Raw genomic sequence first — 26,144 nt, 5'->3', positions numbered from 1 at the left:
ATTAGGAATTTAAAATAATTGTGTGTTTTCACATAAATCAAATGTGGCACAGTTATTGCATTGTTTATAGGTAAGAGTCGAATCAAAAAAACTAAATAATGGTGGAGGTGCTAAATGGTCATTAGCTTTATAGGATTTTTTGCCGCCTTAATTTTATTAATTATTTTTACTATGCGAGGAGTTAATATCATCATTGCTGCATTAGTATCTTCAGCAATCCTAGCATTAACAAGCCGGTTGCCTTTAGAGAAAGCGCTTACAGTTAATTACATGGATGGGTTCACCGGATATTTTGCTTCATGGTTTCTAGTATATTTACTTGGAGCTGTGTTTGGAAAGGTGATGGAAGAAACGAAAGCTGCAGACGCAATTGCAGAATGGATAAAAATCAAAGTAGGCGCTAACCGAGCGGTGTTTGCTGTTGTTACAGCTTGTGCTTTGATGACCTATGGTGGAGTAAGTATTGCCATCGTCGCATTTTCGGTATATCCAATTGCAGTCTCTTTATTTAAAGCAGCAAATCTGCCTCATCGATTTATTCCAGGTGCTATTGTATTTGGATCTATCTCATTCTCAATGACTTCACCAGGATCACCAGAAGTTCAGAATTTGATACCTATGGAATTCTTTAATACTCAGCCAACAGCAGGTGGTTTGATTGGTGTTATCATTGCTGTATTTATCATGATTCTAGGTGGTTTTTGGCTTAAGAGCATGGTCTCTAAAGCAGTGAAAGATGGAGAGTTTTTCAATTTGCCGAATTCGGAAACGGGTGGAGCAGCATTAGCAGAAACAGCAGCTACGGTAGAAATGAAAAAGGATGAAAAATTACCGAATATTCTGATTTCTATTTTACCCTTGGTTGTAGTAGTCATTGTTTTGAATATCGTGTCAAAGTTTCTTTCTCCAACTGGTGCAGCGTTAGTGGCTTTATTTTTAGGGGTTATCGTTGGGCTAGTACTGATGAATAAATATACCCGGAAATATGGGATGATTTTTGGTAAAGGAAGTGAAAACGCTATCATTGCAACTGCGAATATCTGTGGAGTTGTTGGTTTCGGTGCAGTTGCAAAAGAGTCACAAGCATTTACATATATAGTAGATTCGCTTGTTGGTATGCCTGGAATGGCATACGCAGGATTAGCGGCTGCTGTGACGATTATTGCTGGTGTTACAGGCTCAGCATCAGGTGGACTGGGAATCGCACTTCCAATTTTGGCTCCTCTTTATAATGCACAAGGGTTAGATCCAGGGGCAATGCACCGTATTTCGTCACTTGCTTCTGGTGGACTTGATTCGCTTCCGCATAACGGTTATGTGGTCACAACCATTAGAGTAGTAAGTAATGAGACACATAAACGGGCTTATAAGCCAATTTTTATTCTGAGTGTTGTTGTTCCAATGATCGCATTGGTTTTAGCGGTCTTGTTATATACAATTTTTTATTAACATGAAAACAATTAATAAATATGGAGGGAACTATATGAAGGAATTTCAAACAATAGCTTTTATTGGTTTAGGAAATATGGGACTGCCCATGGCTACTAATCTTGTGAAAGCTGGATATACCGTTTACGGTGTGGATACAAATTCTGATGCAGAAAAGAAGTTTTCACAAGATGGTGGAAAAATAGGTGTCCCTACTGAGCTTTTGGCTAAGCAAGTAGACATTGTCATGACAAGTCTTCCTACTCCACAAATTGTTGAGAAAGTCTACTTAGGAGATGGTGGAATCGTTGAAAACGCAGATTCTGCTCTAACTATTATTGATTTTAGTACCATTTCTCCTCAATTAAATGAAAAGATATATGCCATTACCAAGGAAAAAGGAATCGACTATCTTGGAGCACCAGTAAGTGGAAGCGTTTCTGGGGCAGTAAATGGCACCCTAACGATCATGGTGGGTGGAGACAAAAAGGTTTATGAACAAGCTCTGCCATTACTGAGAGTATTGGGTGACAATCCATTTCATTTAGGTGAAAGTGTGGGTGTGGGGACCGTTATTAAACTATTAAATAACTTAATGATTGGTTTTTATACACAAGCTGTCGCAGAGGCTGTTGCCCTTGGAGAACAAATGGGCGTGAAAGCAGATACGATTTATGATGTTTTAAGTGTTAGTTTCGGTCAAAGCAGAATATATGAAAGAAACTATAAAGGGCATATTGCACAAAACAACTTTAATCCAGGTTTTTCAACAAATCTCTTATTAAAAGATTTAAAGCTGGCAAAACAAATGGCAGACGAAAACCAGACTCCATTGCCAATTGGGGATAAGTTAATTGATTTATATTCCGAGGCTGTGGAAAAAGGATATGGCGAGCAGGATATGGCATCTGTATATCTAATGGTCAAAGAAATAATAGCAAGTAAAAATGATGGTTTAGTATCTAATAAAAATTAGGAGGAATAAAAATGACTACAATTAAAAATGATATAAAGAAATTAACACATTTTATTGGCGGAGAAATGAAAGCGGGGAAAAGTGAACGCTTTGGTAATGTGTATAGCCCTTCAACGGGTGAAGTAATTAATTTGTGTCCATATGCTTCTGTAGAAGATGTGAATGAGACAGTTGATGTGGCACATGCGGCATTTACAGCATGGAAAAATACCTCTGTCGGAAAAAGAGTGGAGGTCATCCACCGTTTCAGAAGTCTTTTAGTAGAAGAAACAGAAAGACTTGCCAATATAATAGGTTTGGAAAATGGGAAAACGATCGATGATGCAAAAGGGGAAATTAGTAGAGGGATTGAATCTGTTGATTTCGCTATTAACGCTCCGCATATGTTAAAAGGTGAATATTCGGTCAATGTTGGGGGAAATATCAATGCTTTCTCCATGAAACAACCTTTAGGTGTGGTTGCAGCGATCTCTCCATTTAATTTCCCGGCAATGGTGCCGCTTGCGATGACGACGATGGCGGTTGCATGTGGTAATGCAGTGATTTTGAAACCATCTGAACGTGTTCCGAATGCAGCTTTATTCATCTCAGAATTATGGAAAAAAGCTGGTTTGCCAGATGGGATTTGGAGCATTATTAATGGTGATAAAGAAGCAGTTGATGCCATACTTAAAAATCAAAAAGTACATGCTATCTCTTTTGTAGGTTCCACCAGGGTAGCTGAATATATTTATCACGAGGGATGCCGAAATAATAAACGAGTCGCTGCTTTTGGTGGCGGAAAGAATCATATGATCATTATGCCTGATGCTGATTTAGATCAAGCGGTTAATGCCTTCCTAGGTGCTGCGTATGGATCGGCTTCCCAACGTTGTATGGCAATTTCAGCAGCAATGCCAATTGGCGAAAAAACAGCTGAAGCATTCGTGGCAAAATTAAAAACTCGTGTTGAAGAATTAAAAGTGGGAGCATATAACGACGAGAATGCAGACTTCGGAGCCGTTATTACTCAAGAATCGAAAAATACAATCATCAAGTATATAGATGAAAGTCTTGAAGAAGGCGCAGAATTATGTGTGGATGGTCGAAATCCAGAAATTTGCGAAACAAACAAAGGTTTTTATTTAGGAGCAACACTGTTGGATCATGTTACTCCTGAAATGAAAATTTATCGTGATGAAGTGTTTGGCCCAGCTCGTATTGTAGTACGTGTTAATAACTTAGATGAAGCTATTGCATTAGTTAATAATCACGAATTTGGGAATGGTGTCACGATCTTTACAGAAAGCGGTGCTGCTGCTAGAAAATTTTCTGAACAAATTGAAGTAGGGATGGTAGGAGTAAACGTACCTATTCCAATCCCAGTAGGATATCACAACTTTGGTGGATGGAAACGTTCAAAATTTGGAGAAGGCCACATGTTTGGCCCAGACACCGTCCGCTTTTTCACAAAAACCAAAACCGTTTCAGAAAGATGGCCAGAATCTAAAGAAATCGAAAATAAAACGGATTTTTCTTTTCCTAGTAATTAATTAAAGTAATGCCCCGTTTGAAAAAGCACCCTTTTTCGAACGGGGATTTTTTGTATGAAATATTTTCTAAATATAATAGAAGAAACTAGCAAAAAAAGCATCTGTTTAAGCAGATGCTTTTTGATTTAGAAGTTTCCAGATTTAATGATTTACAACTGAATTAAGTCGGAAAATGTTGCGACCACTAATTTGAAAGTATGGCTATCCTAATAAAATTCAGAATGAAGGGATAAAGTGAATAATGAATACCTTGATAGAACTGTATTCGGTTTATTAAAAGATGAATGGCTTACTGATAAAAAATAAAAATTCTGCTTAGTTATTATTTTTAGTTTTACAAGGGAAAAACATTTTTAAATGAGGTAGGAAAATGTCTTTTTATTGCTGTGTCTCCATTCGGTTTAAACAAAATTCTAAATCATTCTGCAGGTGTTCTTTCATTAATCGCTCCGCTTCGTCTCCGTTATGAAGAAGGATGGCCTTGTAAATATCATGATGTTCCTCAATCAAAAACGGCCGTTTATGATAGACAACTGTTTTCCGGAACAAATAAATAATGGACTGCATTCGGTCAATTATATCGATCATCATAGGATTGTTAGTTGCGCCTACAATAATATCATGAAATTCATTATTCGCTGACATTACTTCTTCCGTATTACCTGTGCTGCCAATTTCCACGCACTCTTTGAGCTTTACAAGCGCTTCTTCCGTCATGAAACTAGCACAATGGCGTGCTGCAAATCCTTCCAGTAATATTCGCACCTGAAAAATATGACGAAGATCCATATCGCTTGGGTTCACAACGCGTTTTTGTTTAATAAGCCCTTCCTGTTCGAGTTTACGAATGGATTCACGCACTGGCGTCCGGCTAATACCAATTTCTTCTGCTAGCCTTTCCTCGACCAGCTTCGTTCCACGTTCTAATTCTCCGTTCAATATCCGATCTCTTATATATTCATAAGCCTGTACATAGGCATGAACGTTATCTTTTTTTACCAATACAATCGTCTCCCGAATCATGATTTGTTCTTACCTTAAAGTATAAGTTTAAGTAGGGTTATTTAAAAGTATAATTTTTTGTATACATTTTTTTAAAAAATGTATACAAAATTATAAAAAATGTGTACAATCGATTATAAGGTTTTGAAAACGCTTTATAAATCAAGTTTTGGACTGAGAATTGGGAAAAGGTCCTCTCATATAAAAGTAGCTGCACTTAAGCAGTTTTGTCTAAAAAACACATTAAAAGTGTTATTAGAAGAAGGGGGAATTGGAATTGACTAAAAAAATTGGATTTATTGGATTGGGTATCATGGGAAAACCAATGTCATTTAATTTACTTAAAGCAGGTTACGAATTAACTGTTTACGATATTAATACGCAAACTGTGGAGGCGCTTGTAGAAGCAGGGGCAAAAGCAGGTACACCAACTGAAATGGGTGAGACATGTGATGTCATTATTACGATGCTGCCTGCTTCTCATCATGTGAAACAAGTCGTGCTTGGTGAAAATGGTATTTTGGAAACGGCTACAGAAGGAACGGTAATCATTGATATGAGCTCTATTTCACCGGTCGTATCGGTTGAAATTGCAAATGAAGCAGCTAAACAGGGTGTTGAAATGATGGATGCTCCGGTAAGCGGCGGTGAACCGAAAGCGGTCGACGGGACGCTGGCGATTATGGTTGGTGGAAAAGAAAGCGTATTCGAATCTGTTAAAGATGTTCTCCACTCTGTAGGGACGGATGTTACATTAGTTGGCAAGAATGGCAGCGGTGTCACAGCAAAATTGGCGAATCAAATTATCGTTAACCTAAACATCGCGGCTATGTCCGAAGCACTTGTTCTTGCAGCAAAAGCGGGTATTGATGTGGAAAAAATGTACCATGCAATTCGCGGCGGTCTTGCTGGAAGCGCTGTACTCGATGCAAAGGTACCTCTTATTCTTGACAGGAACTTCGTAGCCGGAGGACGAATTGATATTAATTTAAAAGACATCACAAACGTAATGGAAACAGCTCATGAAATCGGAGTTCCACTTCCACTATCAAGCCAGCTTCTAGAAATTTTTCATGCGCTTAAAGTAGACGGCAAAGCGGGCGATGACCATGGCGGTATCGTGCAGTATTATGAAAAACTGGCAAACGTGGAAGTAAGGAGGGTGTAAATTGACAGTGACTTATTCAAACAATTTAAACGTAAAGAATACATTTGCCAATCTGCCGACAGTTCCGGATGAAATGGTTGTAAATGAACTACTCGCAAAGGAACTGCAAGATTTCAATAAAAAAATCATCGTTCTTGATGATGATCCAACGGGAGTTCAAACCGTTCACGGTATTTCCGTTTATACAGATTGGTCGGCTGAAAGTATCGAAGCGGGATTCGCTGAAGAGAATTCAATGTTTTTCATTTTGACAAATTCGAGAGGCTTTACAGCTGCTGAAACTGAACAAGCACATAAGGAAATCGCAAGTGTCATCCAGCACACAGCTGAAAAGCAAAACAAAGAATTCATCATTATCAGTCGTGGGGACTCAACGCTGCGTGGTCATTATCCTCTTGAAACAGAGGTGTTGAAAGAGACGGTCGAAGCACAATCAGATATGCAGTTTGATGGAGAAGTCATCATGCCCTTCTTTAAAGAAGGCGGTCGCTTTACGATTAATAACATTCATTACGTGCAGGATGAACATGACTTAGTGCCGGCTGGTGAAACTGAATTTGCGAAAGACAGGACTTTTGGTTACAAATCGTCGCATCTCGGTGAATGGGCAGAAGAAAAGTCAAACGGAGCATTTAAAGCGGAAGATGCTGTGTATCTGTCGCTAGAAAGCATTCGGGATCTTGATATTGATGGATTAGTTAGTCAACTGATGGCAGTTAAAGATTTTAATAAGATCATTGTTAATGCGGTTGAATATGTTGATGCAAAAGTCGTGGTGATTGCATTAATCCGAGCCCTAAAAGCAGGCAAGCATTTCATGTTCCGGAGTGCAGCGGCTTTAACAAAAATCATCGGAGGCGTGAGTGACAAAGCACTTTTAACGAAAGAAGAACTTATGAAAGACCATTCTGATCATGGCGGTCTGATTATGATTGGCTCACATGTGAAAAAAACAACGGAGCAATTTGAAGCTCTTCAAACATGTAATTTCATTGAGTTCATCGAATTCGATGTCCACCTCGTGCTGTATCCGGATAAGTTTGAAGCGGAAATTCAACGGATTATAGAGACGAGCGAGCAACTTATTCGTAAAGGCCAAACGGTTGCAGTATATACGAAGCGGGAGCGTCTTGATCTTGGTGAAAACAAAAAAGAAGAAGAATTGAAGCTGTCAGTGAAGATTTCCGATGCTGTGACAAGCATCGTCAAGCATCTTGAAGTACGTCCAAGTTTTATTATTGCCAAAGGCGGCATTACTTCAAGTGATATAGGGACGAATGGCCTTAGCGTTAAGCGAGCAACGGTAGCTGGTCAAATAAAGCCTGGTATTCCGGTCTGGTTGACTGGGAGCGAAAGCAAATTTCCTGGGATAGCTTATGTGATTTTTCCTGGAAATGTTGGGTCAAGAACAACCTTAAAAGAAGTGGCAGAACTGCTGCATCAGTAAGTTGAGCGGCATTTGCCGCTTACAAGGGTGATTGTAAGCGAATACAAATAGAAAGGCGGCATAGGCATGCTTGTCAATACGAAAGAAATTCTTTCTGCAGCACAAAATGGGAAATATGGTGTTGCTGCGTTTAATGTATATAATCTCGAAACCGTACAGGCAGCGATTACTGTTGCAGAAAAAGAAAATCATCCGGTTATCATTGCTCTAGGAGAGCGATATTTTGATACGGTCGATGTGGAAGGCTTTGCAGCATTAGTAAAAACACTCGCAGGGAAATCTTCCGTTCCAGTTTCTCTTCACCTTGATCATGCGTATGAAAAGGAATCGATTATTCGGGCAATCAGGTGCGGTTTTACATCGGTCATGTATGATGGTTCAAAATATGAGCTTACGGAAAATATCCGCCTTACAAAAGAAATCACGGAGATTGCACATATGGCGGGTGTCAGTGTAGAAGCTGAAATTGGATCGGTTGCCCGCGGCGCTTTTTCAGATGAAGAAGAAGGAGACGGCACATTGACAGATCCAAAGTCTGCTAAAGAGTTTGTCGAGGAAACAGACGTCGATTTTCTGGCTGCCTCAATCGGAACAGTACACGGGATGTACACGGGAAAACCGAATATTGACCTAGATCTATTAGAGGAGATTCGCCAGCTAGTTGGTATCCCTCTCGTTCTTCATGGAGGATCTGGTACACCAGATGAGATTATCAAGCAGGCTGTTGCAAGAGGGATATGCAAAGTAAATGTAAATACAGAGGTATCGTTGGCGGCCACCTCGTATTTAAATCAGGCTTTTGAACAGGAACAGAAGGCGGCTCATCTATCGGCTATTATGGCGGGTATGCAAGAAGCGATGGAACCGGTCATGACGAAATTTGTTCGTTTGCTTCAAAATTAAGACGTGATATAGAAGAGAAGTGAAAGAGTTGGTTGATGCTGGAGCAGCAGCAGCCAACTCTCACTTAAAAGACAAGGGGGATAAAAAATGCCGATATTATCTATCTGTATAGGGGTTGCCCTATTGCTAGTATTAATGCTTGCTTTTAAATTAAACGCTTTCATATCCTTGCTTATTGTTTCCTTAGTAGTGGGGATCATGGAAGGAATGACACCGAATGCTGCAATGGCATCCATCCAAAGTGGTTTGGGTGGAACGCTGGGTAATCTCACTATAATCATCGTCTTTGGGGCGATACTCGGTAAGTTGATGACCGATTCTGGTGGGGCCCAACGAATAGCGATGACACTCATCAAAGCATTTGGGAAAAAGAGAGTTCAACTAGCTGCTGTTCTTACAGCTTCTGTTGTTGGGATCGCCCTTTTCTTTGAAACAGGAGTCGTCGTTTTAATTCCATTAGTATTTACGATTGCTATTGCAGCAGGAGTACCTGTATTGTATATCGGTATGCCTGTTATAGCTGCTCTTATCACGATGCATGGATTTGTTCCTCCACATCCAGGACCAACAGCGGTAGCCAGTGTATTTGAGGCAAATTTGGGTAAGACCTTAATATACGGGATCATCATTGCGATCCCTGCCATTATTATTGGTGGGCCGTTATTTACGAAATTGTTTAAGAAAGAAGATTTGGAAGCGGATATTCCAAAAGAGCTATTTAATCCTAAAGAATTTAAAGAGGAAGAAATGCCAGGGTTTGTAACCAGTCTTCTTACATCCCTCATGCCGGTGATTCTGATAGCAATTAAAGTGTTTGTAGAAATCTTTATGCCTAAATCATCGATTATGCCAGTTGTTGATTTTATAGGTAATCCGGCTGTGGCTCTTTTAATCTCTGTTATTCTTGCCATTTTTACCTTTGGTCTTAATCGAGGTAAAAAAATGAATGAAATCATGAAATCCCTTACAGACTCGGTCAGCGGAATAGCTATGATTCTATTAATCATAGCTGGTGGCGGTGCGTTCAAACAAGTACTGATAGACAGTCATATTGATCAATATATCGCAGGTATCATGGCTGAATCAACGCTTTCTCCATTAATCCTTACTTGGCTAATAGCTGCTATCCTAAGGGTAGCAATTGGGTCTGCCACCGTAGCTGGTATGACTGCGGCTGGGATTGCAGCACCGCTTGTCGGGGCCACAGGTGTGAGTCCAGAACTTATGGTTTTAGCTGCTGGTGCAGGAAGTATAACTTTCTCTCATGTGAATGATGCAGGTTTTTGGATTTACAAGGAATACTTTAACCTTTCAATAGGTAAAACCATTAAAACCTGGTCCGTTATGGTCACCATTATTTCCCTAGTAGGACTGGCTGGTGTACTCATCATCAATATGTTCTTATAATAGAAAATAGAAAAACCCTATTCTTTCTATAAAGTTATAGAAAGGATAGGGATTTTTTTATGGTTCAACAAGAATTCCTTTATTCTCATCCATAATTTCGACAAAGAATCCACCAGGTTACTATATGAATCCTTTAAGTATTTACTTTTCGTTGGATATTACAATGTCCAGCTAGTCTTTTTTTCTTATCCCTTACTTTAAGTTTTTTAAGAAATAAAATACCCCAATAGCCTATTATCACACCCACTGTATTTAAAATTACATCGTCAATATCTGTGCTACAAAAAATTGAAAAACTTCAGCTATACAAGTGACACTTAGACCTAACAAAAATATTTTTTTAAAAGAAACCCATCTTTCCCAGATTAACGGCACGAAAAAACCCTTTGGTGAAAATAAAAGCATATTTGCAGAAATATTCAAAAGTGATATACTGCCCCAATCGTCTACATTCGCATTTAATTCAAAAAAATATTGATAGAGAGTGTGAAAAGGTATTAAATTCTTTTTGAAATATCACTTGATAAATCAAAATAGAGTTCACCTGTATTACTAATAATCCCCATATCCCATCTAGGAATGACTGTTTGTGAGGTTAAACCAACAATATATAAGACGAAAATTGTTAAAACTACCTCATTTTAAACTTTTATTTGTTTTTGTGTTTTTTAATAAAAATTAATCTATCTATTAAAAAAAGGTAGTGCGACAATCATATATCCTATCATGTGCTTTATATACATAATTACTAAGCACATAGTTCCCCACTTAACCTAAATCAATGAATATAAGTTGTTTACCACAATCTAACGGAATATGTGAAAATTTAGATGGAACTATTGTACACTAAATATTGTATTTACAATATATAGAGAAAAAAGTAGCTCCAAAAAACAGGAGCTACTTTGTCATTATTTTTCCTAGCAGCTAAAATCACTAGGAGATGAAATAGCCACTAGAATATTTTCTGTTTATAAGTTACCATTTGAAATTTGTTTCTTGGTCATTTTCCCTAATTTTGTTCAATGGATGGAATTAATAAAAAAGGTAGCTAATTCATGTTATTTTTATGAAAAGTAATTGAGATAGTTGTTCAAACATGTCGGTAATGAATAATGGAGGTACTAATGAAATACGAGGTTATATTGTTCGATGTTGATGATACATTATTAGACTTTAGTATATCGGAAAAAAGGGCACTAAATGGAGCCTTCCTTGAGTTCGGTTTACCTACAGGAGTCAAGGATTATGAAGCCTGTTATCAAGAGATTAGTAGGGTATTATGGAGAGAATTGGAACAGGGACTTACTAATCTATCAGATCTAGGAGTGGAGAGATTTAAGAGGTTGTTCCTCAAGCATGAGCTTGACATCGAGGCAGAGATGTTCAGCCGTGTGTATCTTAACTATTTGAGTAAGGAAATCCATCTTATACAGGGAGCTGTGGAAGTTTGCGAGAATCTAGCAGATTGTCGTCTAGCTATTATTACTAATGGATTCACCGATGTGCAGACATCAAGAATTGGCGGTTCTCCTCTTAGCGATACTTTTGAGCATATTATAATTTCTCAAGAGGCGGGATTCCAGAAACCTGCAAAGGGTATTTTCGATTACGCGTTCTCTAAGTTACAGATTACAGACAAAGCTAAAGTTTTAATTGTGGGCGACTCTTTGACCTCCGATATTCAAGGAGGAATAGATTACGGGATTGACACCTGTTGGTTCAATCCGCACCGAAAGGAAAATAATCTAGGAATTAAGCCAACATATGAAATCTGGAAGCTGATAGATATTATGCAGGTTGTAGAAAGTAAAGTAGTGGAGAGATTTTAAGTGAACCTTTTAAAAAGAGTTGATTGGAAGAGTTTATTCTGACAGTAGAATGTTAGATTTTTGGGAGTATAACAGGAAAGATTGATTACCTGTTTTTCTAATTATAAGCAAGATAAGAAATGACTAAAACAAGTATGGGTGTGTTAGCTTTTTATCATTTCCCGCCAGAAGACTCCCTCTTCAAGCGTGTGAAGGGCGAGAGCACAACGGTAAGGGGGAGATGAATGGCGGTTGGCATAAGCCAAAGTAATCTTTTTACAAACGTACGTTCGGTGGTTAATAATAACTATAAGGGGGTGAAACCAATGGTCGTAAACAAAGCTTATAAATTTCGAATCTATCCAACTAAAGAACAACTAGCTCTAATCAATAAAACGATCGGCTGCTCCCGTTTTGTCTTTAACTTCTTTTTAGGCAAACAAAAGGAGAAAGATGCCTACTGGTATATTTGTGAAGAAATGAAGCAGAACGGCCAATTACCCTCTAATGAATGGGAAGGTTCTTTTCTGGATAAATACGCAACAATCAAAGAACTTCCAGCTTTAAAGAAAGAGTATTCTTTCCTGAAAGAAGTAGACAGTATTGCCTTACAGAAATCGGTGGAAAATTTAGCAGATTCCTATAGTCGATATTATAAAAAGCAAAATAAGTCACCACGCTTCAAATCGAAAAAGAATCCTATCCAGTCCTATACGACTAAACATACGAATGTGAATATTGGAATTGTTGGAAACAAAATCAAATTGCCAAAACTCGGTCTAGTTCGTTTTGCTAAAAGCCGCGAAGTCGAAGGGCGAATAATCAATGCCACAATCAGGCGGAACCCTTCGGGTAAATATTTCATTTCCGTTTTAGCCGAAACCAATGTACAAGTACTTCCTAAAACGAATCGTTCGTGCGGTGTAGATGTTGGTTTGAAAAACTTTGCTATTCTTTCAGATGGTACGGTCTATCAAAACCCAAAATTCTTCCGGACGGTCGAAAAGAAATTGGCCAATGCACAACGGATTCTTTCAAGGCGACAAGAAATAGCCTTGAATCAAAATAAACCATTGGCTGAAGCCAAAAACTATCAAAAACAAAAACGAAAAGTGGCTATCCTACACGAAAAAATTTCAAATGCCCGAATGGATTACTTACAAAAAGTTTCTACCGAAATCATCAAAAACCACGATGTTATTGGAATGGAAGACTTGCAAGTGTCGAATATGATGAAAAATCACAAACTAGCTAAAGCTATTAGTGAAGTATCTTGGTACCAATTCAAAAAAATGTTGGAATACAAAGCAAACTGGTATGGTAAACAAATCGTGACCGTATCTAAAACGTTTGCTTCTAGCCAATTGTGTTCTAGCTGCGGTTACCAAAATAAAGACGTTAAACATCTGAATCTTCGTGAATGGGATTGTCCTTTTTGTTCTACTCACCACGATCGAGATATTAACGCAGGACTCAATCTAATGAATGAAGCCATAAGGCTTCTAACCGTAGGAACTACGGGAGTAGCCTAATTAAAAATTGGCCGATAGGCTAATGTTCTTAGGAATCCCCCACTTCAATCAGACCGTAAGGTCGATAAGTGGTGGGTAGTTCAAATAGGAATTCCTGTGTCGATTTATATATAAGCCGATTTCCTTAAGTTTAAGAATCATCGGCTCCTATTTTTTTAGATAGGGTTGCGTAGCGTCAGGCTATTCTCTTGGCAAGGTATTAGATTGCTTCACTTCCATTTGAATGGACTGGAAGGGTTCTTTTCCAAAGAAAGCTTGAGCTCTTTTAGCCATTTCATTTAACATCACGTCATTTTCAATTAATTCCCCCCTTATACGGTCTATCAATTGTAGGGCGTTTGGTCCTGTGACTTGCTTTGCTACACGCTCAAGGAGAACTTTCGTATCAACTGAATATTTTTGTGCGAAGCTGTGACACATCACCATATTTTTCCGAAGTGCATAAGAATATTCACTTGTAAAAGCCCTTCGGATGCATCCTCGTGTCCCGGCGTAACCGTATGAAATCTCGGAAGCGGCCCGATAAAAAAGAACCATTCCATCCGCGTGACTGGATTCTGGGTGCAACCGAAGTTCACTTATCAACGAAATTAAATGTTGAACCACTATTTTAGCTGACTCCGTTGTTTTCCACCATTCCATCAAATGTTGGTGATCTTCCATACTTATTTCCATGGGTTGTGAATTAGGCAATATGCTCTTCTCTCCTTCCTATAGACGTGGGATTGCTTGAATATTCTGGATTCTTGCACGACTGATCTTCCATTCAGGTCCAAGAAAGGCTTTGCCGAGACGTATCGCTTCTTTGATTGATTCTGCGATTTGGCGGTTTAAATATCTACTTTGTTCAATCAAATAAAAAGTGTCCGGCTTCGCACCTTTTACTGCTAGTTCAAAATTAGGGTTTAATTGTTTTTCGCTAATACGTAGTGTATCCAGTTCAAACACAAGCATATCCTTTGCAAGAGAAATGGATTCTCCTTGATGTATCCTCATGATTGTTCCACGTACTGCATCAAATCCGTAGCCAATATCAGCTACTGAAGCGTGGTAAGGATTAAGCCCTGGTGCAGTCCGGATGGATGGAATATCTCGAAATCCTGTGGTAATGGAACAGACAACTTCTTTAGCAGCTAGACCTTTTTCTAAGGTATTATCAATGGCTTCAAGATAAAAATCCCTTTGATTGGAATTCATCCCCGTAAAAGTAGATGTCATTCATTTGTTTCCTCCTTAGCATTATATGAATAGGATTTTAAATCCTAAATTTTGAAACTAATGATCTTGCTCTACTGTTAAGAAATATACTCCCTTGAATAAGATTATATTTCAATGTATTCAAAAATAATTAGTCGGAAGTTTTTGAGTCAACTGGACTAGATTTAAAACAAAATAGCAGACCATGCCCTTTTTTCAGCACTACCCAAAAAGAAAAAAGCCTTGCAGAAGTTCTGGATTGGTTACCCGCCTGCAAGGCTTTTCTTTTACTCAAAATATGTATGTGAATGTAAATTTTTTATATCAATTTACATTCAGTATTCTTCTTTGCTATTCATTCTTTATGTGTCATATCAGAATGATAACAAGTTCATGGTCACTCTTATTCTAATCCGAATTACCACACACGCAAGCTCGGAGACAGGGAGTAGTTGCTTGAAAAAATTAATTTTTATAGGGCTGAATTAAGAAGATTTGTAACAAGATATCATTCAAAAGTACTTCTTATATTTCTTTAATTTATAGATGACTGTAGGCTGGCTAACTCCCAAATATTCTGCCATTTCGTAAGTGGTTTTACATTGTTTGTATGCTTTAGTAATCAGTTGTAATTCAACCTTTTCTAAAGTCTTCTTTAGATCGTGATTCTCGTCTGATTCCTGCTCGATTGTTTGGGAAGAGGAATTTTCTGTTTGTTCTATTTGTCCTGTGATGGCTTGGGGAAGGTGTTTGGGAAATATAATGGGTTCCTCAATGATCAGAATTAACTGTTCAATTAAATTTTCTAATTCGCGTATATTTCCTGGCCATTGATAATGAGTCAATACTTCATAAGTCGTTGGATGGAATTTTTTTAATTTCTGGTATTTATCATTTGTTTTCTGTAAGTAATGTTGAATTAAGAGCGGTATATCTTCTTTACGTTCATGTAATGCAGGAATTTGGATAGGTATCACATTCAAACGATAAAACAAGTCTAATCTAAACTTTCCCTCACTTACCATCCCCTTCAAATCCTGATTTGTTGCTGCGATTAGCCGGAAGTTAATAAGGCTTTCTTTTTTTCCACCGATGCGCTTTATTTTTTTTTCTTGTAACACTTTCAATAATTTAGCCTGCATGGCAAGTGGAAGTTCCCCGATTTCATCTAAAAAAAGAGTACCACTGTCAGCTTGTTCAATCAGACCCTGCCTTCCTTGTTTGTTGGCTCCTGTAAAAGAACCTGGTTCATAGCCAAATATCTCTGATTCAAACAAACTTTCCGGTATTGTGCTGCAATTCACCTCAATAAAGGGTTCTTTCCTTCGATTGCTTTGATTATGAACAGAGCGTGCAAATGTACTTTTCCCTACCCCTGATGGTCCTAATAAAAGAATCGTGGCATCTGTTTTAGCAACATTGTGGATCGTTTTTAAAATCTGCTTGGTTGCATTACTTCTAGCAATCATATCGTGGTAATCTAGTTCTTTTTCCCTTAAATCCTCGACTTCTGTTTGATAGCCTTTTACTATTCGTTGTAATTGCTCGTATTGTTCCTGCAATTGCAATATCTCGGTTTGATCCTGGCCATAGCTAATTACCCTAACGAGAAGGCCTTCTTTATTAAAAATGGGATAGCCTGTTGACATGACAACATGCCCTGTTTGTGTATGCTGCATAATACGCATCGCTTTTTTTTCTTTTAAAACGAGTGCATTGATAGATGGTGTGAGAAGTCCCTCTTTTTCTAATTGATATACAGATGTACCGATGTATGAGGCAGGTTCCATACCATAAATCTCCCAGAGTTTTGGATTGGAGTATAAAATGATACCTTTTTCGTCTGTAATTGTAATGTTATTATTCGATGTTTCGATAATTTTTTTTAACTCCTGCTCAAGCATTCTATCATCCAATACGTTCGCCTCCTTTTATTTTTATAGGTGTTGATTAAAATATTAATCGAAAAGAGCGAATAATCAAAAATTAAATCAGGGAATTAGGATTTGATTTAATTTTAAATCAAATGCTTATAAAAAAATAGCTAAAATCGTCGTAATTATCTGAAAAAAGTTGGCGCGAATCTTGCTTAAGTAATAGGTAAGATGAAAATTATGAAAAACATGGGGGTGTTTACTATGCTGTAGCAAATATCCAGTACATATTGCCAGTGCGTCTACAATAGTTTTCACACGTGAGGGTCTCAAATACGGCGTTCTAATTAAGTCTACAAAAATAGTTGCAATAGAAAAAACAGGTGCTTGAGCACATGGTAATACTTTTAATCGATAGATTTACTATGACAATCTGAGAGTGTTCCTTCCTAGCTAACCGTAAAGTATATTTTAAAAATCACATTAGAATATATGCCAAGGTTGTGGCAGGAATGGAATTTGTAATTATACAAATATAGTAGGAATTTAGGAGGATATTACATGATGAAGTATCAACCGAAGGACTCATTCAAATCACCCCGTTTTTGTGGAGTGCGCACATTTATGCGGCTTCCATTTGTTGAACAGCTAGATGAACATATGGATTTTGTCATTACGGGTATTCCATTTGATTCAGGGCAATCATTTAGAACGGGGGCAAGATTTGGCCCAGAAGCTATTCGCGATTTTTCGATTCTTTTGCGTCCTTATAACCCTGAACAGGATATTAACATTTTTGATTATATTTCAGGGATTGATTATGGGGATATTCCAATCATTCCGGGCTATATTTCTGAAACATATAAAAAGATTGAAGAAGAACTTACTCCTGTTATTGAAAAAGGGATCATTCCTATTTCATTAGGAGGCGATCATTCTATTACTCTAGGAGAGTTACGCGCAATCGTAAAAAAACATGGGCCAGTTGCCCTGCTTCAATTCGATGCCCACTCCGATACATGGGATAGCTATTTTGATCAAAAATATAATCATGGAACCGTTTTTCGCCGCGCAATAGAAGAAGGTCTCATAGATGTATCTAGATCTCTTCAAATTGGAATGAGGGGCGGTCTGTACGGACCGGAGGATCTTCAGGATGCTCGGGATTTAGGCTTAGGCGTTTATACGACGAACGATTATAAACGAATGGGTGTTGAGAAAATGCTAGAGGTCATTCATGAGCGAGTAGCAAATGGCCCTGTCTTTTTATCCTTTGATATTGATTTTCTAGATCCTGTTTATGCACCTGGAACGGGGACACCGGAAGTTTCAGGGGCCAACATTGATGATGCTTTAACCTTTGTAAGAGGATTGACGAATATAGATTTTGTAGGATTTGACCTTGTTGAGGTTTTACCTGCATACGATCACGGACAAATCACCGCTGCCGCCGCCGCTAATATTGTCTATGAGTTCATCACACTTATTGCTCTTGCAAAAAAAGAAAAACTGGAGAAAAAAGAGAGAGTGGAAGATTTGGAAACACAGCTTAACAAATGATTTCCTTTTCAAATGGATGGAAGGAATCAGTGGAAATGCCATTCCTTCCATCTTTAAAACACAGCGATATATTAAACCAAACAACCGCAAAAGGAGATGTGTAAATGCATATTTTGGATATAACGATCATGATTCTATATTTTTCTGTTTTAATCATTGTAGGAGTAATTGGATCTAAACGGGCAAAAACAGCAGATGATTTCATTGTAGCTGGGCGTAATCTAGGGCATTTTATGTATTTATCATGTTTAGCTGCTGTAATATTAGGGGGCGCTTCTACTTTAGGAACAGCAAAGTTAGGTTATCAGTTTGGAATATCCGGTATTTGGCTAGTGGTAATGATCGGGCTAGGCATTATCGCAATAGGGTTATTTTTAACAAATAAGATATTTGATTTAAAAGTTTTGACGATTAGTGAAATGTTGGAGAAGCGTTACAATTCACAAACACGATTGATCAGTGCCTTAGTCTCGGTTATCTATACATTTATGTTGACTGTAACGCAAGTGATTGGAATGGGGACGATTTTACATGTTTTGGCTGGTTGGAATTTAACAATTTCCATGATAGTCGGGGGTGGAATCGTTTTATTTTATACAATATTAGGAGGAATGTGGTCAGTCACTATGACTGATGTAGTGCAATTCGTCATTATGACGATCGGTATTTTCTTTATCATGCTTCCAATGAGCATCTCTAAGGCAGGAGGGTGGGGCTCACTTAAAGAGAATCTCCCTGCATCACATTTCGAGTTAGGCAACATTGGCGGAGAGACAATTTTTCAATATTTTTTACTATTTACCTTAGGGGTAGTTGTGGGTCAAGATATTTGGCAGCGTCTTTTTACCGCACGAACCAAAGCTATTTCTCGTGGCGGAACGGTTGGAGCAGGAATATATAGTGTTTTTTACGCGATTGCAATCAGTATCATTGGAATGTGCGCTTTTATTATCCTTCCTAATTTAGGCGATCCACAAAATGCTTTTACTAGTATAGCAATGGAAACTTTACCTGCGGGTCTATTAGGTGTTGTCATTGCAAGTGTGGTCTCCGCTCTTATGTCCACTGCTTCAGGAACATTGCTTGCTTCATCTACTTTAGTTGTTAATGACATCATTAAAAAATATATCGGTCCAGGAATGAGTGAACGTCAATTTTTAAAAACATCTCGGATTACAACTTTAACGATTGGTGTATTGACCATAATCGTTTCGATATGGATTCAAGACATTTTAGTTGCATTAGATGTAGCTTACGCAATTTTATCCGGTGCTGTGTTCTTTCCGATCATTCTTGGATTCTTTTGGAAGAGAGTCACGGCTACAGCTGCATTTTACTCCATTCTAGCTAGTATGATCGTTATTATTGTGGGATTGGTGATTAATGGGCCGTCCTCCACTCAACCAATTCTGTACGGGCTCGCTACTAGTTTTGTGGTTATTACAATACTTACTTTAATGAGTTCCAAGAATGAAATAAATCAAGATGTAAAAGGTAATGACGACGTGGATACCATAGCTAATTGATGATACACCCAAACGAGCAAAAAATGATTTAAGGGGGAAAGAAAAATGACAAAGACAATTTCCTTGGAACCAGCAACATTCAATACATTGGTAGAAGAACGTAATCATCGGAAAGAAAGATTGGCAGCTTCATTCCGTCTTTTTTCAAAATTTGGTTTCGACGAGGGGATAGCTGGACATATTACGGTTCGTGATCCTAAATATACAGACCATTTCTGGGTCAATCCGTTTGGGATGCATTTTAGTCAAATTTCCGTTTCAGATCTTATATTGGTTAATCATAAAGGTGATATTGTAGAGGGTGAACATTCAGTGAATGGTGCTGCCTTTGCCATTCATTCAGAAATTCATAAAGCTCGACCGGATGCCATTGCAGCGGCACATGCTCATTCGGTCTATGGAAAGACATGGTCTTCTTTAGGGAGATTACTAGATCCGATTACGCAAGACGCCTGCCAATTCTATAATGACCATGCATTATTTGATGATTTTACTGGTGTGGTGTATGCATCTGAAGAAGGGAAACGCATCGCTAGGGCTCTAGGTCAATACAAAGCTGTCATTCTCCGCAACCATGGGCTGTTAACAGTGGGCCAATCTGTAGACTCAGCTGCTTGGTGGTTCATAACCATGGAACGTTCATGTCAAGCACAGATTATGGCTGAATCTGTAGGTAAGCCCATTTTTATAGAAGAGGAGTATGCCAAATTAACAGCAGAACAAACGGGAACTGAATATGAGGGATGGCTGAGTTTTCAACCTCTTTGGGATAGAATTAGAAAAGAGCAACCAGATTTCTTGAAGTGAACATAAAAAGTAATTCCAGAAAGAAGATAAAAAGAATCTAACGGTGAAGTCCTTGGTTGGGCTTCACCTATTGTAATGAAGATGGAATGAATTAGAAGAAGAATTCAAATTCACAGATTGCCGCCCCTGCAATGAATAAAAAAGGAATCAATAGGTTCTTGAGGAGGTTTAATAATGCCCAGTTCTAAGAAAGCAGCTCCTTCACTTTATGTAAGGGTCGATATACCGGAAAAATACATAAACAAGTTTAAAGAGATTTGTTCTGAAGTTGTTGTCGAACCATGGGAATTCGGCGAACCTGAACCACAGGCAACTGTAGATTTATCAAAGTTCGATATCCTCTATACGTCGGGACTTCACGATAATCTTAACATACTTAAAAAGGCTCCAAAGATTAAATGGATCCATTCAGATAGTGCGGGAATGGAGGCCATGCTGAATGAAGACATTCAAAACAGCGATATCATCATCACCAATGTAAAAGGCTGCACGTCTGTTCCGATTGCCGAGCATACAATTGCCATGTTATCTTCGTTAGCGAGAGGTGTGCATACAATAATCCGAAATCAAATAAATAAAAATTGGGTTGAAATTCCTGTGACGGACCTTGAAAATGCAACAGTGGGCATAATCGGGTATGGTGACATTGGCTTTGAAATTGCAAAAAGATGTAAAGTACTTGGAATGAAAGTGATAGGATGTCGTCGGAACCCCGACAAAAGGAACAAAGAATATGAACCTGCTGATTTGATTATGGGCATGGATCAAGTGGATGAAGTACTTTCACTATCAGATTTTATTGTATTAGCTCTCCCATTTACCAAAGAGACCTCTTATTTTTTTAATAAAGAACGGTTAAATAAAATGAAAAAAGGTAGTTACTTAGTTAATGTTGGTCGCGGAAATACCATTGTCGATGGAGATTTAATTGAATGTTTGAGCAATGGGCACATAGCTGGTGCAGCACTTGATGTGTTTGAAGTAGAGCCTTTACCTAAAGATCATCCTTTTTGGCAGCTTGAAAATGTAATAGTCTCTCCACATAACGCATACAACTCTTCAAAACATCTAGATCGTGTGATGGAGTTATTTTTGCAAAATTTAAAGCTTTTTTCTGAGGGGAAGCCACTGATAAACGTCGTTCATAAACAACTGGGTTATTAGTAGTAATGGGCTCGTTGAAAAAAAATACCTTATAGATATTATTTTGAGGATATGAAAAATTCAAATTTTACATGTGAAACAAGAGTCATAAATGTGAGAGACTGCAAAAGCCTAGAACGCTTTGTGGTCTTTTTTATATTTTAGACCTTATGATCTAGTAATTTATTAATATATTGCATTTATGAAAGATAATATTTCAATATTGAAATATTACTAAAGGTGTTTAGACGTTTTATTAGTCTAATAGTCTGGAAAATCGATAAATAATATGATTATCAGTTTTGGCATGAATATTGCAACGTTCTAGTATAAATCCAATAAATGAGGTGAAGTCCATTGACCCGTTACGAATATGGCGGCGATGAGTTTATTTTTGTTGAATTAGCTGAGGCAATGAGTCTTGAAACGAATTTTAAAGCAATGGCAATTACTAAGGCGTTACGAGAAAAAAAGGTATCAGGAATACTGGATATTTGTCCTTCCAATGCTTCTTATATGATTCGGTTTAATCCAGATCTCATTCATCCAGATGATTTAATTTCAAAATTGAAAGAACTTGAACAAGATGTTACGTTGGAGAACTTTGAAATAACTGCACGTGCAGTTGATGTACCCATTTTATTTGAAGACCCTTGGACACATGAGGCATTAATGCGTTTTAGAGATCGACATCAGGATTCGACATCAACAGATATAGAATATGTGGCACATACAAATGGCTTTCAATCAAAAGAAGATTTAATTAAATCAATTACGGATGCCCCTTATCTTGTGTCGATGATAGGTTTTGTACCGGGGTTGCCATGGTGCTATCAAATGGTTCCAAACGAGAAGCAAATCGAAGCACCTAAATATGTCCGTCCTCGAACATATACGCCAGAGAGAGCATTCGGATTCGGCGGTTCATTTGCTGTTATTTATCCGGTTCAAGGTGCAGGTGGTTATCAATTGTTTGGAACTGCTGCAGCACCGATTTTTGAAAAAGAGCAGCGTTTACATGATTTTAAAGAGTCAATGACCTTCCCTAGACAAGGGGATGTTTTTAGATATCGAAGCATTTCGATGGAGGAATACGAAGATATTCGAAAACAAGTTGAAAATGGGGAATTCCGATATTTGACGAAGGATATCACCTTTAAACCGAAAGATGTTCTCGAAAATCCAAATGCGTTTTCAGAATCTGTGATAAGGAGGTTATATGCATGATTAAAGTTATTAATCCTGGACTTCAAACGACTATTCAAGATTATGGAAGAATTGGCTTTTATGAAGTGGGGATGCCACCATCGGGAGCAATGGATAAATACTCATACAGAGCAAGCAACTTACTTGTTGGGAATGATGAAAATGCAGCTGTTCTCGAGATTACTTATATGGGGCCAGTCTTAGAATTTCAACAAGATGTAACCGTTGCTATTGCAGGAGGGGAAATACCGCCAAAGATTAATGATCAGTATGTTCCAATGTGGGAAACTTTAGAAGTTAAGGCTGGAGATGTGCTGTCATTTGATTTTGTTAAACAAGGAGCCCGGGTGTATTTAGCGGTAGCTGGCGGAATTGAAGTGCCGCTTATTATGGAATCACGGTCCACATATACTTTGTGCGGAATTGGAGGTTTCGAAGGAAGGCCACTCCAAGGTGGGGACCATTTGAAAATCGGTAATGCTAACCAATCAAAGATTGCGATTGGAACACGGATAAGTGATGAATTGATTCCGGTCTTCTCAAAAACGAATGAGATTCGTGTTGTTGTAGGATTGTGCAGTTATCGCCTGACTGAAGAAAGTAAAAAACGCTTTTTCTCCATCGATTGGACGGTTACAACGGAAGCAAACCGTGTTGGCTACCGTTTTAAAGGGGAGCGTTTGAATTTCGTAGAGCGTGAACAACCATTTGGTGCCGGTAGCAACCCTTCAAATGTGGTTGATCTAGGGTATCCAATCGGATCCATTCAAGTACCAGATGGTGTCGAACCGATTGCTTTGTTAAACGATGCTGTGACAGGTGGAGGCTATGCGACGATTTGTACAATTATTAGTACGGATTTAGACAAAATGGCTCAAATTAAAACAAATGAGAAGGTTCGGTTTGTTGCTGTTGATATTAATGAAGCCCTTGAGGCGAGAAAATTATACAAAGATAAAATCAATCAAATGAAAAAACAAGTATTAGGACAAATAGGGGGAATCAATCATGGCTGAACAAAAAACAGTTCTATCACCAATCCCAGGAGTATTTTATCGCAAACCAGCTCCTGATAAAGACGTGTACGTAAAAGAAGGAAATACAGTTAAGACAGGCGATGTTCTTGCTATGGTGGAAGTTATGAAAAACTTCTATGAAATTAAAGCAGAAACAGATGGGGTTCTTGCGCAATTCTTTGTTGAGGACGAGGACCTTCTAGACGCTGGACAGGAAATAGCGGTAATCATTGAACAGTAATCATTTTTGTGGAAGGAAGGAGGAAAAGTAAATGGGCTATTTTAAAAAGGTGCTGATTGCAAACAGAGGGGAAATTGCTAGGAGAATTATTCGTACATGTAATAAGGAAGGCATTCAAACAGTCGCTGTCTATTCCGAAGCCGATGCAGAGGCTCCTTATGTCAGTGAAGCGACTGAAGCTGTATGCATAGGTCCGGCTCAAGCGAAAAAGAGTTATCTTGATATTGAAAAAGTGATTCAGGTAGCAAAAGAAACAAATGCCGATGCTATTCATCCTGGGTATGGATTCTTATCTGAAAATCCGGAATTTGTACGCAGATGTGAGGAAGAAAACATTGTCTTTATCGGTCCCTCTGCGGAAACAATACATATTATGGGCAGTAAGCTTGAAGCTCGTACCCAAATGCAAAAGGCGGGCGTAAGGGTTGTGCCAGGTACGGATAAAAGCATTGAGTCAGTTGACGAAGCATTGCTGATTGCGAACGATCTTGGTTACCCGCTCATGTTAAAAGCTAGCGCCGGTGGTGGTGGTATTGGGATGCAGCTTGTTCAAAATGATGCCGAGCTAATAAAAGTGTTTGATGCGACGAAGCAACAAGCTACTTCATTTTTTAAGGATGGAACTGTCTTTTTAGAAAAATGGATTTCAAAACCCCGCCATATTGAAGTGCAAATTGTCGCTGATACATACGGAAATGTCTTACATTTATTTGAACGGGAATGTTCAGTCCAGCGCCGAAATCAAAAGGTGATAGAAGAAAGCCCTTCACCATTTCTAAATGATACCCTTAGAAAAGAATTGTTAGATGCAGCCATTCGAGGTGTAAAACAAATAGACTATACAAATGTAGGCACAATGGAATTCATTTTTGATGAAAATCAAAACTTCTATTTTCTTGAAATGAATACTCGTCTGCAAGTAGAACACCCAGTAACTGAAGAAATAACGGGACTGGATTTAGTTGAACTACAGTTAAAAATTGCTGCAAAGGAAAAACTGACAATCACACAGGAAGAGATAAACAAAACAGGACACGCGATTGAATGCAGACTTTATGCAGAGGATCCTAATACTTTCTTTCCTAGTCCTGGAGTAATTTCTAGGTTGAAATTACCTGAAAACGATGTAAGGTTCGATTTTGGCATCATTGAAGGCAGTGCGGTGACCCCTTTTTATGATCCGATGATCGGTAAAATTATTGTACACGGCATCACACGTGATCAAGCAATCGAAAAAATGCAGCGAGTCCTTGATGAGATTGACGTACAGGGAGTTAAAACAAACCTCATGCTTTTAAAACAAATCATGAAAAATAACCAGTTTATACGTGGTAATTATACGACTCAATTTTTAGCAGAAAATAAAATTCAAGTGCTTGAGGGGTGAAAACAATGTTTAAGGTAGATTTGAACTGTGATATGGGTGAAAGCTTCGGTCTTTATGAATTAGGTAATGATGAAGAATTAATGCAGTCTATTACCTCGGCTAATATTGCATGCGGTTTTCATGCCGGAGATCCCCATGTTATGAGAAAAACAGTGGAACTAGCAAAGAAATATGATGTTGGGATTGGTGCGCATCCAGGGTTTCCTGATTTATTGGGTTTTGGTCGTCGCTTCATGACCTGTACACCCTTAGAAATTAAAGACTATGTGATGTATCAAGTAGGTGCTTTAAGAGAATTCAGCGCTGCAGCAGATGTCAAAATCCAGCATTGTAAACCACACGGAGCTTTATTTATGAAAGCAATGGAAGATAAGACTATAGCTCGAGCAATATTAGAAGCAATTCATGCTATCGATCCAAATATGGTCATATTTGCACTTAGCCAATCTGAAGTGATGGAAGAAGCGATAAAAATGGGTGTCCCTGTTGCAAAAGAAGCTTATGCTGACCGGGAGCATACTGAAAGCGGATCCATTTTGTTAACGAGAACAGGCGCACAGATCAATGATTATGAAGAAATGGCGCAGCGAGTTGTTCGTATGGTCAAAGAAGGAAGAGTTATCACACACGATGGAAAAGATGTTTCCATTAAAGCAGAGACCATTTGTATTCATGGAGATACACCAGGAGCGCCGACTCTGGCTAAAAAGGTTGTAGAAGCTTTAAAAGAGGGCGGCGTCGAGATTGTACCTATTAAAAAGATTATCTAGTAAGGTACTGGTCCTAAAATGTATATTGGTATAGTAGTTGGCCTCTAAATATTGAACTATGCTCTTTAAAAAGATTTATAGATTAGTCGACTAGTAGATGACTCCGGTATTGAATGCCGGAGTCATTCTGTTTAGCCCCTAATATAACGAATTGTATTGTAATTGTATCCCTCTAGACACTCTTCAATTAATTTGTAAACTTCTCAAACTA

Annotated in this window: 23 protein-coding genes; 18 read left to right on the top strand and 5 right to left on the bottom strand. The window is 38.3% G+C overall.

Annotated elements, in window-relative coordinates:
* Positions 1-114 precede the first annotated feature (114 nt).
* From JFV29_RS08675 to JFV29_RS08665, 3 genes are read left to right on the top strand one after another with little or no spacing between them, the layout of a single operon-like run.
* Positions 115-1,449, top strand: coding sequence for a GntP family permease (locus JFV29_RS08675; protein ID WP_201182524.1), 1,335 nt, complete (start codon positions 115-117; stop codon positions 1,447-1,449).
* Between the two features lie 34 nt (positions 1,450-1,483).
* On the top strand, positions 1,484-2,404 hold the full coding sequence (locus tag JFV29_RS08670) for an NAD(P)-dependent oxidoreductase (protein WP_201182523.1): 921 nt from the start codon (positions 1,484-1,486) through the stop codon (positions 2,402-2,404).
* An 11-nt stretch (positions 2,405-2,415) separates the two neighbouring features.
* Complete coding sequence (locus JFV29_RS08665; RefSeq protein WP_201182520.1) at positions 2,416-3,936, top strand: CoA-acylating methylmalonate-semialdehyde dehydrogenase; 1,521 nt, start codon at positions 2,416-2,418, stop codon at positions 3,934-3,936.
* Between the two features lie 378 nt (positions 3,937-4,314).
* Here the strand turns inward: JFV29_RS08665 and JFV29_RS08660 are convergent, their stop codons facing one another.
* Complete coding sequence (locus JFV29_RS08660) at positions 4,315-4,938, bottom strand: GntR family transcriptional regulator (RefSeq protein WP_242486802.1); 624 nt, start codon at positions 4,936-4,938, stop codon at positions 4,315-4,317.
* Positions 4,939-5,215: 277 nt separating this feature from the next.
* Here JFV29_RS08660 and garR point away from each other — a divergent pair, with 277 nt between their 5' ends.
* The 4 genes from garR to JFV29_RS08640 all read left to right on the top strand — a co-directional run bounded on the left by garR (position 5,216) and on the right by JFV29_RS08640 (position 9,863).
* Positions 5,216-6,106 carry a 2-hydroxy-3-oxopropionate reductase gene (gene garR / locus JFV29_RS08655; RefSeq protein WP_201182517.1) on the top strand — a complete coding sequence of 297 codons (891 nt, stop codon included), beginning with the start codon at positions 5,216-5,218 and terminating at the stop codon, positions 6,104-6,106.
* Positions 6,107-6,179: 73 nt separating this feature from the next.
* Positions 6,180-7,553 carry a four-carbon acid sugar kinase family protein gene (locus JFV29_RS08650; protein WP_201183468.1) on the top strand — a complete coding sequence of 458 codons (1,374 nt, stop codon included), beginning with the start codon at positions 6,180-6,182 and terminating at the stop codon, positions 7,551-7,553.
* 66 nt (positions 7,554-7,619) lie between these two features.
* Positions 7,620-8,456 (top strand): class II fructose-bisphosphate aldolase, encoded by an 837-nt coding sequence (locus JFV29_RS08645; protein WP_201182514.1) that lies wholly within the window; start codon positions 7,620-7,622, stop codon positions 8,454-8,456.
* An 87-nt stretch (positions 8,457-8,543) separates the two neighbouring features.
* Entirely contained in the window at positions 8,544-9,863 is a 1,320-nt protein-coding gene (locus JFV29_RS08640; protein WP_201182512.1) for a gluconate:H+ symporter, read from the top strand.
* A 258-nt stretch (positions 9,864-10,121) separates the two neighbouring features.
* Here the strand turns inward: JFV29_RS08640 and JFV29_RS31630 are convergent, their stop codons facing one another.
* On the bottom strand, positions 10,122-10,361 hold the full coding sequence (locus JFV29_RS31630; protein WP_201183466.1) for a VanZ family protein: 240 nt from the start codon (positions 10,359-10,361) through the stop codon (positions 10,122-10,124).
* Between the two features lie 629 nt (positions 10,362-10,990).
* On the opposite strand from JFV29_RS31630, the gene JFV29_RS08630 reads away from it, so the two are divergent.
* Together JFV29_RS08630 and tnpB are read left to right on the top strand one after the other, a co-directional pair.
* Positions 10,991-11,695 (top strand): YjjG family noncanonical pyrimidine nucleotidase, encoded by a 705-nt coding sequence (locus JFV29_RS08630; protein ID WP_201182509.1) that lies wholly within the window; start codon positions 10,991-10,993, stop codon positions 11,693-11,695.
* 305 nt (positions 11,696-12,000) lie between these two features.
* Complete coding sequence (gene tnpB, locus JFV29_RS08625) at positions 12,001-13,206, top strand: IS200/IS605 family element RNA-guided endonuclease TnpB (RefSeq protein WP_201182498.1); 1,206 nt, start codon at positions 12,001-12,003, stop codon at positions 13,204-13,206.
* A gap of 180 nt (positions 13,207-13,386) precedes the next feature.
* On the opposite strand, the gene JFV29_RS08620 is transcribed toward tnpB, so the two are convergent.
* The 3 genes from JFV29_RS08620 to JFV29_RS08610 form a co-directional block, all read right to left on the bottom strand.
* The gene (locus tag JFV29_RS08620) at positions 13,387-13,881 is read right to left on the bottom strand and encodes a hypothetical protein (protein ID WP_201183464.1); all 495 of its coding nucleotides are present in this window, start codon (positions 13,879-13,881) and stop codon (positions 13,387-13,389) included.
* A gap of 36 nt (positions 13,882-13,917) precedes the next feature.
* Positions 13,918-14,424 carry a hypothetical protein gene (locus tag JFV29_RS08615; RefSeq protein ID WP_201182494.1) on the bottom strand — a complete coding sequence of 169 codons (507 nt, stop codon included), beginning with the start codon at positions 14,422-14,424 and terminating at the stop codon, positions 13,918-13,920.
* Between the two features lie 491 nt (positions 14,425-14,915).
* Entirely contained in the window at positions 14,916-16,307 is a 1,392-nt protein-coding gene (locus JFV29_RS08610) for a sigma-54 interaction domain-containing protein (protein WP_201183462.1), read from the bottom strand.
* 531 nt (positions 16,308-16,838) lie between these two features.
* Here JFV29_RS08610 and speB point away from each other — a divergent pair.
* The 9 genes from speB (at position 16,839) to JFV29_RS08565 (ending at position 25,933) form a co-directional block, all read left to right on the top strand.
* Positions 16,839-17,837: an agmatinase gene (gene speB / locus JFV29_RS08605; protein ID WP_056527527.1), complete on the top strand. Its 999-nt coding sequence runs from the start codon at positions 16,839-16,841 to the stop codon at positions 17,835-17,837.
* Positions 17,838-17,941: 104 nt separating this feature from the next.
* The gene (locus tag JFV29_RS08600; protein ID WP_057218010.1) at positions 17,942-19,363 is read left to right on the top strand and encodes a sodium:solute symporter; all 1,422 of its coding nucleotides are present in this window, start codon (positions 17,942-17,944) and stop codon (positions 19,361-19,363) included.
* A 45-nt stretch (positions 19,364-19,408) separates the two neighbouring features.
* Positions 19,409-20,170 (top strand): class II aldolase/adducin family protein, encoded by a 762-nt coding sequence (locus JFV29_RS08595; protein WP_201182492.1) that lies wholly within the window; start codon positions 19,409-19,411, stop codon positions 20,168-20,170.
* Between the two features lie 174 nt (positions 20,171-20,344).
* Complete coding sequence (locus JFV29_RS08590) at positions 20,345-21,334, top strand: D-2-hydroxyacid dehydrogenase (RefSeq protein WP_201182490.1); 990 nt, start codon at positions 20,345-20,347, stop codon at positions 21,332-21,334.
* Between the two features lie 336 nt (positions 21,335-21,670).
* Complete coding sequence (locus tag JFV29_RS08585; RefSeq protein ID WP_201182488.1) at positions 21,671-22,540, top strand: 5-oxoprolinase subunit B family protein; 870 nt, start codon at positions 21,671-21,673, stop codon at positions 22,538-22,540.
* Positions 22,537-23,535: a 5-oxoprolinase subunit C family protein gene (locus tag JFV29_RS08580; RefSeq protein ID WP_201182486.1), complete on the top strand. Its 999-nt coding sequence runs from the start codon at positions 22,537-22,539 to the stop codon at positions 23,533-23,535. Before JFV29_RS08585 ends, JFV29_RS08580 begins: the two co-directional genes overlap by 4 nt.
* Positions 23,528-23,776 carry an acetyl-CoA carboxylase gene (locus JFV29_RS08575; RefSeq protein WP_053344618.1) on the top strand — a complete coding sequence of 83 codons (249 nt, stop codon included), beginning with the start codon at positions 23,528-23,530 and terminating at the stop codon, positions 23,774-23,776. The genes JFV29_RS08580 and JFV29_RS08575 overlap by 8 nt, the downstream gene beginning before the upstream one ends.
* A 31-nt stretch (positions 23,777-23,807) precedes the next feature.
* Positions 23,808-25,163 (top strand): acetyl-CoA carboxylase biotin carboxylase subunit, encoded by a 1,356-nt coding sequence (locus tag JFV29_RS08570; RefSeq protein WP_201182484.1) that lies wholly within the window; start codon positions 23,808-23,810, stop codon positions 25,161-25,163.
* A gap of 5 nt (positions 25,164-25,168) precedes the next feature.
* Positions 25,169-25,933 carry a LamB/YcsF family protein gene (locus JFV29_RS08565; protein ID WP_201182482.1) on the top strand — a complete coding sequence of 255 codons (765 nt, stop codon included), beginning with the start codon at positions 25,169-25,171 and terminating at the stop codon, positions 25,931-25,933.
* The last annotated feature ends 211 nt before the right edge of the window (positions 25,934-26,144 follow it).

The sequence above is a fragment of the Peribacillus sp. TH16 genome (assembly GCF_016651095.1).
In the GTDB taxonomy this organism is placed as follows: domain Bacteria; phylum Bacillota; class Bacilli; order Bacillales; family DSM-1321; genus Peribacillus; species Peribacillus butanolivorans.
This window is presented reverse-complemented; position numbering and strand designations above follow the sequence as displayed.